Source organism: uncultured Subdoligranulum sp., assembly GCF_937890665.1.
Window position 1 is genome coordinate 1 of record NZ_CALADU010000103.1, and the last position, 6671, is coordinate 6671.

6 protein-coding genes are annotated in these 6671 nt (G+C 51.2%); 1 reads left to right on the top strand and 5 read right to left on the bottom strand.

Annotated elements, in window-relative coordinates:
- On the bottom strand, nt 1-383 hold a 383-nt coding region (locus Q0526_RS06230; protein ID WP_298731657.1), incomplete at its 3' end, for an SIS domain-containing protein.
- A 13-nt stretch (nt 384-396) separates the two neighbouring features.
- Nucleotides 397-1446, bottom strand: a complete 1050-nt coding sequence (locus Q0526_RS06235) for a Gfo/Idh/MocA family oxidoreductase (protein ID WP_298731659.1) — start codon at nt 1444-1446, stop codon at nt 397-399.
- Nucleotides 1447-1634: 188 nt separating this feature from the next.
- Here Q0526_RS06235 and Q0526_RS06240 point away from each other — a divergent pair, with 188 nt between their 5' ends.
- Entirely contained in the window at nt 1635-1826 is a 192-nt protein-coding gene (locus tag Q0526_RS06240) for a hypothetical protein (RefSeq protein ID WP_136890800.1), read from the top strand.
- 1117 nt (nt 1827-2943) lie between these two features.
- On the opposite strand, the gene Q0526_RS06245 is transcribed toward Q0526_RS06240, so the two are convergent.
- From Q0526_RS06245 to Q0526_RS06255, 3 genes are read right to left on the bottom strand one after another with little or no spacing between them, the layout of a single operon-like run.
- Nucleotides 2944-4206, bottom strand: coding sequence for an amidohydrolase (locus Q0526_RS06245; RefSeq protein WP_025544210.1), 1263 nt, complete (start codon nt 4204-4206; stop codon nt 2944-2946).
- Nucleotides 4207-4227: 21 nt separating this feature from the next.
- Nucleotides 4228-5634: an AbgT family transporter gene (locus Q0526_RS06250; protein ID WP_298731665.1), complete on the bottom strand. Its 1407-nt coding sequence runs from the start codon at nt 5632-5634 to the stop codon at nt 4228-4230.
- Nucleotides 5635-5664: 30 nt separating this feature from the next.
- Nucleotides 5665-6588 carry a hydroxyacid dehydrogenase gene (locus Q0526_RS06255; protein WP_298731667.1) on the bottom strand — a complete coding sequence of 308 codons (924 nt, stop codon included), beginning with the start codon at nt 6586-6588 and terminating at the stop codon, nt 5665-5667.
- Nucleotides 6589-6671 lie beyond the last annotated feature (83 nt).

Genomic DNA, 6671 nt, shown 5'->3' on the forward strand with positions numbered 1-6671 from the left:
TCGTCATAATAGTAAATGGGAAAATCCACCACAGTCTCGATAGCGGAGCCTGGTACTGTGGTAAACGCCGCAGTAAGCGCCCCGCGTTCGTGCGCTAAACGGGCGGCGGAAACGGTCTCCGGTGTTGTGCCGCTTTGAGAATTCAAGATAACTAGGCTGTGATCTCCCAACCGGTGTGGCGGGTTATGGAAGAATTCCGCTGCATTGACAGAGGATACATGGACGGCATTCGTCTCACGATCCAGAATGTACAGAATGGGGTACAGAGTGGCCAAAGAGCCGCCACAGGCCACTACAAAGATGTCCTGAATGGAACGAGTCTCTGCCGCTCTCCGGAGCGCCGCGATCTGGTTCTTGGTGAGAGCTACTTTTTCTTCGTGCATAGTTGCATCCTCCTTAAAATTCCACAGGACGAAGTTCCCGCGCGGAGCGGTAAAGTCCTGATAGGATCTGCATTACGACTAAAGACTGCGCTGCTGTTACCAGAGGCAGCCGATGCTTCCGGATGGAAGATAAAAAATCCTCCAGTTGCGCCCGATTTGCGCTCTGCTGCTCCTCCGGCATCTGATAGCGGGTAGTGACCAAGCGGGCGCCCTGTGTGCCGCTGATTGTATAGCCGCCGGGAAAGAGCTCCGCCCCGGCGGCTGTGCCGCAGAGCGTAACGGTCTCTTCCCGGTCTTCCGGCACGTGAAGGGCCCAACTGATATCCAGACTCAGCACCGTGCCGCTTTGCAGCACAACCTGTCCAAAGGCACCGGTCTCCGTCCGGAGCATGGCGGGGTCCCAAGTGCCCCAACGGTTGGCGGGAGTAGGGGAGTCTCCCGGGCCTCGAAAGATGCCGGCGCAGCAATAGGCCGGGGAAAAATCGTTCAGCAACCACAGAGCCAGATCCAGAGCGTGAGTGCCCAGATCGATCAGACATCCGCCACCCTGGACTGCTGGGTCGAAAAAGTGCCCCCAAGTGGGGATTCCCATCCGCCGGACCATGCTGGCCCGGGCAAAGTAGAGGGAGCCGAAGGCGCCTTCCCGCAGTTGGCGGTAAAGGGCCTGAGCGGCGGGAGAGAACCGGGACTGGTGCCCCACTGTCAACAGGACGCCCATCTGCTCCGCTGTCTCGACCATCCGAACGGCATCCTCAGCGGAGATGGCCATGGGCTTTTCGCACAGCACATGCTTTCTTGCGCGCAGGGCTGCCAGGGCAATTTCTGCATGGCTGTTGTTCGGCGTACAGATACAGACGGCATCAACGTCTTCACGGGCCAAAAATTCCGCCAGATCTCGACAGACTGCGGAACCCGGAGCACCGTATTGCTGCTGGAACTCCTCAGCCCGGCCACCATAGAAGGCCCGAAGAGAGACGCCTGACATCTCTGCCAGGTTTTTAACATATTTCCATCTGGCAACGCTGCCGCATCCGATGATGCCGACTCCGATTTCTGAGCGCATAGAAGCCTCCTGTCGTAAGCTGCAAATTTGAGTCAAACGTATCATAGAGACACAGGCAAGTCAATGGAATATCTTGTACAAATCTTAGGATGATTTTGGGCGGCAGGTCACTGCTTCGTGGGGAATGAGCCGAGAGATGCCTGCCCGGCCCGTCCAGCCAGATCACCGTCGTCAAGCCGTCTACCAGGATGGCGAAGGTGATCACGCCGTTCCTGGAGGCGGTGCTGGTGGTACTGCCCCGGCTCGTCAACCGCACAAAGATCGGTATGGATATGCGGGCTGCCTCCTGGAATTTTGAGGCCACGCAGCTGATGGCATCAAGATCAACAACATCATCTGCTCTTCACCCAACAGTGTTATACAGTTTCTTACCAGCATAAGCCGAATATAGAAACGAATTACTCTGGTGACTCTTTCTGGCCAAGTTGCCGGTAATTATTTGCGGCAAAAATAGCCCCCACAGACTGCGGAATGTCCTATCCGGAGAAATTTCGGAAGGCTTCCCCCCATTCGGCTCTGGTTTGGTTATAATTGCAACGCCCCTGAAAAACCGCTGCAAGGAGGAAACAACAATGCCTGCTCTTGACAAATTCGGCAAGGGCAGACATTGTATTTTTCTGGAAGAGATTTTATACTGCCGGCTTGGGGCATGCCAAAGCCCACTTCGGTGGGCAGGGAGGGGCTGCAGTCATGAAGACAGTGGTCTGGAATGTCAACGGCTTTGCGCCTGCAAGCGCAAAAGCTTTTGCGCATCCCCGCCAAGTCCAAAGCAGACATTTTCTGCTGTCAGGAAATCAAGATCCGGTGTCCGCTTTCCGCTCCAGGGCGTCTCTGGTTCTGGAACCCGGCCAAACGCCCGGGGGACGCGGGCGCACTTGACACTGGCACGGAGGGAGCCAAGCCCCATGCGCTACGGCATGGGCATCGGTCCCTTTGACGATGAGGGGAGGCTGATCCTGCTTGAGTATAATGTAGCCACCTTCTGTTTTTAGGGATAGAGAAGCTGACTAACAATTATTTAAAATGAAACAAGGGAGACGCCTCCAATCCTTTATGAATTTGGCTCTGGCAGTGTGTTTACCAAGCATATTCCGGATTATTTCAGCATCTCCACGCCATAATCTGCATATGAAGCCAAAATTCTACTGCATGGGATCAGTTAAAGTGGATTCCAAAAGACAGCACACCGGATGGGAAGATATCCTCCATCATCCGGTGTACTGTGTTTTTTTAACTGGATGGTAATATGAAGACCTGCTTGAACAGTCGGGTATCCCCATAAACAAGAAAATCTTCGCAGAAAATGTCTCCATAAAACATTGTTTTCAAGGGCTTCCCCTTGTTAATGGAGTACCCAATTCTTCCGAGAGGTCATTTCGACCTGCCCATCTGTGCACAGGGCAAGGTTAAAAATATAACCGCTACTGTAAAACAGTTCATCATAGGTGCCAGAATAGATATCAATGTTTTTCTGGTCACTCCTTAAAATCCATTTACCTATTCGCCTAACAGATCCCAAATATCTCCATCATAAGGCTTGAAATCCTGTATTTTCTTTGAGCTTTCCAAGAAGGCCAGGGCATATCCGATGTGTGCCGCGACACCGGTTTTGAACTGCGATTCATCTACATCGAATTTGGCCGTATGATGACCGGATCCAGTACCCAATGTGGGATCTTTAATACCCAAATTCAAATACATACCCGGCCAAAAGCTCATTACATAGGAAAGTGTCTCTGATCCAAACTTCAATGGCCCCTGCACTACACGATCTTCTCCAAAAATCTCCGTCAATGTCTGCTTTGCAATTTCATAACAATCAGATTGATTGATAAGAGGGACTGCAATACACTCAAACTGATTATATACTGCTTCGCATTCAAAAGCATCGGCAATATTATCAATAATTCGCCGCATTGCCTTGCTGAAAGGACGGTATGCTCTTTCCAAATCAAAGTAACGAACTGTACCGGCAAAATTTAAAGTTCGTCCAATAATATTGGGCCGCTGGGACTCCGTTGACACCCTGCAAATCGAAAAGGTAATTGCATCATTTGGATCTACCGCGCGCATACGAATTTTATCCAATGCTGTTTGAATCGTCTGAAAGCAATCCACAGGATTATTGGCCCAATCCGGCCTTGAACCATGTCCGTCCTTACCCACCAATGTGATGTCAAACATCAGTCCCCCAGCCATCAACGGTCCACTTCGAATCGCAAATTTTCCTGCGGGAATATCACTGTTTAGGTGCATGCCCCAAACTCCATCAATGTCCCAATGGTTCTTTTGCAGATAATCAATGAGATACCGGAGATTGCCGCCCCCTTCTTCACCGCGTTCAAACATGAGCACAATTCGCCCAGGAAAATCCCGACGGGCTGCAAGAATCTTCCCCACAGTGACCAGCATGGCTGCATGGCAGTCATGGCCGCACACATGGGACACGCCGGGGATCTTGCTGACACATTCTTTCTTGCGCAAAAGATTGCACGGATCCTCCTGAACAGGAAGTGCATCCACGTCCGCCCGCAAAAGCACGGTTTTGCCAGGAGCATCTCCCTCGATTACCGCTAAAACACCACCATCTTGCACTTCGATGGGAGAGAGTCCCACAGCACGTAACTCAGTACAAATACGAGCAATTGTTTGAGTTTCCTGCCCGGACAATTCAGGGGATTCATGGAAATCCCTGCGCAGAGCGATGCAAAAATCTTCCCATTTTTTTGCAGCATTCAGAATTTCTTCTTTTGTCATCATAGATCGTGATCTCCTTTTCATTTAGAAAGGCCCATAGTTCATTAACTGTGCAATAAAAAGAAGCGCCATGGCCAAGGCATTCCAAAGCAGGAATAGCTTCCAGAAGTATTTAAACCATTTTCCGTAGGAGATGCTGGTAGCACCAATAAATCCCATCAGCGGAGCAGAATGCGGAAGGATCCAGTTGGAAAAGCCATCGCCGAAATTGAAGGCCAGCACAGCGGTTTGACGAGTCAGCCCCACCAAATCCGCAACAGGGATGAACACCGGCATAACTGCGGCAGCCTGCCCGCTTCCAGAAATAATGAAAACATTGACAACCGTATTGGCAATCAGCATAGCCGGCCCCCGCAGCAACGTGGGAAGCCCGTTCAAAATCGCAGCGCAGCCGTAAATAACGGTGTCCAGAACCAGCGCCTCATCCAGAATCATGCTAATACTGCGGGAAAGCCCCAGTACCAGAGCTGCGGCCAGCATCCCCTTGGCTCCTCGCACAAAGACCCGGACTGTCTCATTGGGATTGAACTTACCAACAATCGCAAGAATCACGCTCATGCACAGATAGATCTGCATATGAACTCGATTGCCCCAGTTCAGGCGAAGGCTGCCATAGATGATCAGGCACAAGCCTAAAATAAAAATCACCAGAATAGCGATCTGTCGAGCCGAAAGATCGGTGTCATAGTGCTTTTCTACTTCTTGATTCTTCTGCACCTGCTCAAGATCGTAAACATAGCTCTTTGAGGGATCCAACCGAACTTTTTTAGCATACCGAGCAATAAAGAGGGCTGTAACAATCCACAAAACAAGCATGCAGATTATCCGGTAAGACAGGCCGGAATACAGCGGCAGTTCTGCAATTCCCTGGGCAACGCCTGTGGTAAAGGGAGTGATCGGTCCAGCAGCAGCACCCACAGCACCTCCTAGCAGCACCAGAGAGACGCCCACAAGCGCATCATAGCCCATGGCCCGGGCGATCATGACAAAAATGGGCGCAAATCCGATGAAAGACACTACACCGCCAGCAGGAGCTGCGATCACGGCAAACACCAGCGTAAAGACCAGTATAAACGCCATGTCCCGCACTTTCCATTTGGCCATTCTGGCTATGATCGCCTGAAGCACTCCGGTGTGCATTACGATTTCATAGCAGCCACCGATCGTCAGCAGGAAGAAAATCATTTCCGCTTGTGCAATCGTACCCTCTACAATAAAGTGTGGAATACGCAGGAGACTGATTTTTTCGCTTTCAATATAATGGAAAGAGTTTGGATCAACGATCTGCCGTCCGCTGGCATCTAAAATACGGTCGTATTGACCCGAAGGAATAAACCAAGTCACGATGACACACAGTATGATGACTCCAAGGACGATCAACATGCCGTCCGGAAAAGCAGGCTTTCGACGAATGGAATTTTTGGGTTGCATAGTGAATCTCCTTTCTTTTATCTCATCCGTTTACGGAACAGGAAATCGTGGAGAAACACCGTTCAGAACGGCGAAAAGATCTTCCACTACCGTAATCCCCATACGATAAAGCGCCTCCTCCGTATTGGCGCCTATATGCGGAGTGGGCAGAAAATTGGGTAAAGACATCAGCGGCATATCCACACCGGGAGGCTCGACGGCAAAAACATCACTTGCTGCCGCAGCCAGCTCATTACGGGACAGCGCTTCATAGAGCGCCACCTCATCTACAATCCCGCCACGTGCCGTATTGACCAGAATTGCAGTGGGGCGACAGACGCCCAGTTCCGCGGAGCCGATCATACCACGGGTGCTGTCATTGAGGGGCACGCTGATGTTGATCAAATCTCCCGCCCTCAGCGCTTCTTTCAAACAATCTGCTTTCTCAATGTCCAGCGTAGCCATTTTTTCCCGGGAAACATATGGGTCATATCCCACAAGGTGGCAGTGAAAACCGACTCCTAGAATCTGTGCAACCTGCTGTGCAATGTGTCCAAGGCCGATCAGGGCCACTGTCTTTCCGCTCAACTCAGTGCCCGTCAGCTCAGGGGGCGCGATCCTGGTGCACTCTCCGGAACGTATCAATTTTTGAGCGGAAACCAGCTTTCGGGCCAACGCAAGGAAAAGAGATACCGCCAGTTCAGCCACCGAGTTGACATTCGCCAAAGGAGTATAGACAACAGCAATCCCTCTCTCCTTCGCAGATGCAATGTCAATATTGTCGTACCCGATCCCGTGCTTTCCGATCACGCGCAGCTGCTTCGCTCGATTTAAAAAATCAGGTCCAATTTTTGTTGTCCGCACCAATGCCGCGCTGACAGCCGGGACATCCTCCCATTCGGAGACAACTTCAGCCCGTGACCGCAGCAGGTCCATTGCTGCCGGATGTATGGGTTCGTTGACAAAAATTTTCATTTGGATACCTCATAAATATTCACATTTCAATTCTGCCAGCTTCTCGTCCACCCAGGGGCGGATATATGTACTATGCTGCTTCA